Origin of the sequence: Roseicyclus sp. (assembly GCF_052168335.1) — a bacterium.
Taxonomy (GTDB): domain Bacteria; phylum Pseudomonadota; class Alphaproteobacteria; order Rhodobacterales; family Rhodobacteraceae; genus Roseibacterium.
Window position 1 is genome coordinate 1 of sequence record NZ_JBQLZP010000334.1, and the last position, 4418, is coordinate 4418.

The 4418-nt window shown below is 66.8% G+C and carries 4 protein-coding genes and 1 pseudogene; 1 reads left to right on the forward strand and 4 read right to left on the reverse strand.

Annotation, left to right across the window (positions count from 1 at the left end):
* A pseudogene (locus ACTS11_RS10250) lies at positions 1–172 on the forward strand (type III PLP-dependent enzyme); the annotation flags it as partial.
* A gap of 37 nt (positions 173–209) precedes the next feature.
* Here the strand turns inward: ACTS11_RS10250 and ACTS11_RS10255 are convergent.
* The 4 genes from ACTS11_RS10255 to ACTS11_RS10270 form a co-directional block, all read right to left on the reverse strand.
* Positions 210–1190: an aldo/keto reductase gene (locus tag ACTS11_RS10255; RefSeq protein WP_442640216.1), complete on the reverse strand. Its 981-nt coding sequence runs from the start codon at positions 1188–1190 to the stop codon at positions 210–212.
* Positions 1187–1906 (reverse strand): purine-nucleoside phosphorylase, encoded by a 720-nt coding sequence (gene deoD / locus ACTS11_RS10260; RefSeq protein ID WP_442640217.1) that lies wholly within the window; start codon positions 1904–1906, stop codon positions 1187–1189. Before deoD ends, ACTS11_RS10255 begins: the two co-directional genes overlap by 4 nt.
* Before the next feature lie 3 nt (positions 1907–1909).
* Entirely contained in the window at positions 1910–2215 is a 306-nt protein-coding gene (locus ACTS11_RS10265; RefSeq protein ID WP_442640218.1) for an H-NS histone family protein, read from the reverse strand.
* 125 nt (positions 2216–2340) lie between these two features.
* The gene (locus ACTS11_RS10270; RefSeq protein ID WP_442640219.1) at positions 2341–4308 is read right to left on the reverse strand and encodes a methylmalonyl-CoA mutase family protein; all 1968 of its coding nucleotides are present in this window, start codon (positions 4306–4308) and stop codon (positions 2341–2343) included.
* Positions 4309–4418 lie beyond the last annotated feature (110 nt).

Consider the following 4418-nt stretch of genomic DNA (forward strand, 5'->3'; position numbering starts at 1 on the left):
CGGTCCCTCCTGCGACAGCGCCGACGTGCTCTACGAGAAGCGCCCCGTGGCGCTGCCGCTCGGCCTGAGCTCGGGCGACCGGATCATCATCCGGAACTGCGGCGCCTACACGTCGAGCTACTCCTCGGTCGGCTTCAACGGCTTCCCGCCGCTCGACGTCGTGGTGATCTGAACCCGCGAAATGGGCGCCCCCGGGCGCCCTTTCCGTCTCAGCCGTAGATCTCGACGCCCGGCCATTGCGCGTCGGAATAACGCGCGCCGTGGGCGAAGCCCGCCGGCAGCATCCGCGCGATCTCGGCCATGTCGCCGGGCGTCAGCGCGATCTCGGCCGCCTGCGCAAGCTCGCGCAGATGCGCCGCGCTGCGCGTGCCGGGGATCGGCAGGACATGCTCGCCCCGGTGCAGCGTCCAGGCGACCGCCACGGCCGAGGTCGACCAGCCGCGCGCCGAGCACCACGCCTGGAAGGGCGCGACGGCCGCCTTGTTGGCGCTGTAGTTCGGCTCGGTGAAGCGGGGGTTGGCCGTGCGGAAGTCGCCCGGCGGGAAGGCATCCCTGTCCGGGAAGCGGTCGGCGAAGATGCCGCGCCCGACGGGCGAGAATGCCACGAAGGTCACGCCCAGCTCCGCGCAGGCCTCGAGCATCCCGAGCTCCGGCTGACGGGTCCAGAGCGAGTATTCCGACTGCACCGCCGCGACCGGGTGGACCGCGTGCGCGCGCCGGAGCGTCGCGGGCGCGATCTCGGAGAAGCCGATGGCGCCGATCATCCCTTCCTCGATGAAGCCCACGAGCGTCTCCATCACCTCCTCCACGGGGCGCGCGGCCTCGCGGCGGTGGATGTAGAAGAGCTCCACCCGTCCGCGCCCGAGCCGCTTCAGCGATCCCTCCAGCGAGGCGCGGAGCGCGTCGGCGTCGTTGCGGAAGTGGCGCTCGGGCACGGGGTAGATGCCCGCCTTCGTGGCGATCGAGACCTCGGCAGGATGCTGCGCGAGGAAGCGGCCCATGACGCTTTCGGAGACGCCCATGCCGTAGATCTCGGCCACGTCCCAGTGATCGACGCCGAGGGACAGCGCCTCCTCGAGGCAGGCGAAGCTCTCCGCCTCGTCGGTGTCGCCGTAGATGCCGCCGAAGCTCATGCAGCCGAGACCGACCGCGCCGACCGTGCGGCCCGCGAGTGTGCGCTTCAGTCTCATGCGAAAGCCGCCTCGAGCGCGATCTCGACCATGTCCGAGAAGCTCGACTGCCGGTCGGCGGAGGGCAGCGCCTCGCCCGTCAGTAGGTGGTCGGAGATCGTGAGAACCGACAGCGCCCGTACCTTGTAACGCGCGGCGAGGATGTAGAGCTCGGCGGTCTCCATCTCGACGGCGAGGATTCCGTGACGGGTCATCTGCTCGTTGAGGTCGGGGCGCTCGTCGTAGAAGACGTCCGACGAGTAGATGCCGCCCACATGCACCCGGCTCGCCTTGGACTGCGCGGCGGCATGGGCGGCGGCGAGCAGGCCGTAATCGGCGCAGGGCGCGAAGTTCAGTTCGCGGAACACGCCGCGCGAGGGGGTGGACAGCGTCGAGGACGTCATCGCGAGGACGACGTCGCGGACCTTCACCGCCTCCTGCATCGCACCGGCCGAGCCGATGCGGATCAGCGTCTTCGCGCCGTAGTCGCGGATCAGTTCATTGGCGTAGATCGAGAGGCTGGGCATTCCCATGCCCGAGCCGTGGATCGTCACGCGATGCGACCTGCCGTCCGCGCCGGTCCAGGTGCCGGTGTATCCCAGCATCCCCCGGACCTCGTTGACGCAGACGGGGTCTTTCAGGAAACGCTCGGCGGCCCACCGGGCACGAAGCGGGTCGCCGGGCATGAGGACGGTTTCGGCGATGTCGCCGGGCGATGCGCCGATGTGGACCGTCATGGATCAGAGCGCGAGGTCTTCGAGGTTCTTGCCCTTGGCGAGCGCGTCCTTGACCCAGGTGGGCTGGCGGCCGCGGCCGGTCCAGGTCTGGTCGGGATCCGCGGGGTTCGCGTATTTCGGAAGGCCTTTCGATCCGCTCTTTTCGCTCAGGATTTCGTCCAGCGAAAACCCGTGCTCCTGCGCGGCCTTCTGGGCGGCGACGAGCGCCTCCTTCTTCTTCCTTTTCTCGAAACCCTTGATGGCGGCTTCCACTTCTTTCTGGAGCGCCTTCAAGTCCTCGAGAGACATCTTTTCGAGATTGACTGCCATTTCTTACTCTTCCCTATGCCGTCATGACCGGTCAGACCTGTCTCGTTCCAAATATCAGCCAATCGGGAAACAATACAAGAGGCAGCCGTTCCAGACGGCGATTTCATGCATCGAAAATCATGAGCTTATTCCGCCGCCATCGATTTCGGATCGGCCAACGCCACGATATCCATCATGATGCGGTTCAATTCGAAATCCTTCGGCGTATAGACCCGTGCGACACCGAAGCCCTTCAGTTTCGCGGCGTCCTCGTCGGGGATGATGCCGCCGACGACCACTGGAATATCATCGAGCCCCGCGGCGCGAAGCCGTTCCATGACCTCGGCGATCAGCGGAACATGCGAGCCTGAGAGAATCGACAGCCCGATGACATGCGGGGCCTCGGCCTTCGCGGCCTCCACGATCTGGGCGGGCGTCAGGCGGATTCCCTCGTAGGAGATATCCATGCCGCAGTCCCGCGCGCGGAAGGCGATCTGCTCGGCGCCGTTGGAATGCCCGTCGAGGCCGGGCTTGCCGACGAGGAAGCTGAGGCGCCGCCCGAGACGGTCGGAGACCGCATCGACGGCCGCCCGGATATCGTCGAGCCCCTCGGTCTTGTTCGACACCGCCTTGGAGACGCCGGTGGGCCCGCGATACTCGCCATGGACGGCCCGCATTTCGCCCGCCCATTCGCCCGTCGTGGCCCCGGCCTTCGCGGCGGCGATGGAGGCCGGCATCACGTTCCGTCCCTCGGCCGCCGCTTGCCTCAGTTCGGCCAGCGCCGCCTTCACCGCGGCCTCGTCCCGGGTGGCGCGCCAGTCGGCGAGCCGCGCGATCTGCTCCTCCTCGACGGCCGGATCGACGACCATGATCCCCCCGTCCTCACCCATCAGCGGCGAGGGCTCGGAGCGCGTGAAGCGGTTCACGCCGACCACGACCGTTTCGCCCCGCTCGATCGCGTTGACGCGGTCTGCATTCGATTCCACCAGCCGCGACTTCATGTAGTCGATCGCGGAAATGGCGCCGCCCATCGACCCGAGATTGGCGAGTTCCGCCCGCGCGCCCTGCTTCAGTTCCTCCACCTTCGCATCGACCACGGGATTGCCATCGAAGAGGTCCCCGTATTCCAGGAGGTCCGTCTCGTAGGCCATGATCTGCTGCATCCGCATCGACCATTGCTGGTCCCAGGGCCGCGGCAGGCCCAGCGCCTCGTTCCAGGCGGGCAATTGCACGGCACGGGCGCGCGCCTTCTTCGATAGCGTGACGGCCAGCATCTCGATCAGGATGCGGTAGACGTTGTTTTCCGGCTGCTGCTCGGTCAGGCCGAGCGAGTTGACCTGCACGCCATAACGGAAACGGCGGTATTTCGGGTCCGTGACGCCATAACGCTCCTCGCATATCTCGTCCCAGAGATCGACGAATGCGCGCATCTTGCACATCTCGGTCACGAAGCGGATGCCCGCGTTCACGAAGAAGGAAATGCGCCCGACGAGGATCGGGAAATCCGCCTCGGGCACCCGCGGGCGCAATTCGTCGAGGACGGCGATGGCGGTGGCGAGCGCGAAGGCGAGCTCCTGCTCGGGCGTCGCGCCGGCCTCCTGCAGGTGGTAGGAGCACACGTTCATCGGGTTCCACTTGGGCACCTCGCGGTAGCAGTACTCCGCCACGTCCGCGATCATCCGCAGCGATGGCTTCGGCGGGCAGATATAGGTGCCCCGGCTCAGATACTCCTTCATCAGGTCGTTCTGCACCGTGCCCTGGAGCTTCGACACGTCCGCGCCCTGCTCCTCCGCCACCGCGATATAGAGCGCCAGCAGCCACGGCGCGGTGGCGTTGATCGTCATGGAGGTGTTCATCTGCTCGAGCGGGATCTCGTCGAACAGCGTTCGCATGTCGCCGAGGTGACAGATCGGAACGCCGACCTTGCCCACCTCGCCGCGCGCAAGCTCGTGGTCGCTGTCGTAGCCCGTCTGCGTCGGCAGGTCGAAGGCGACCGACAGACCCGTCTGCCCCTTCGCCAGGTTGCCGCGATAGAGCGCGTTCGAGGCCTTCGCCGTGGAATGGCCCGCGTAGGTGCGGATGAGCCAGGGCTGGTCTTTGGCTTGGGCGGTCACGGGCGGCCTCCGGATTCGCTTGTCGGCAATTTCATTTCGTCCACGGCGGTATATGGAGAATATTGTGACCCTGTCAATTCGCTGCGATGCGGCGGAACGCCCGCAACCCC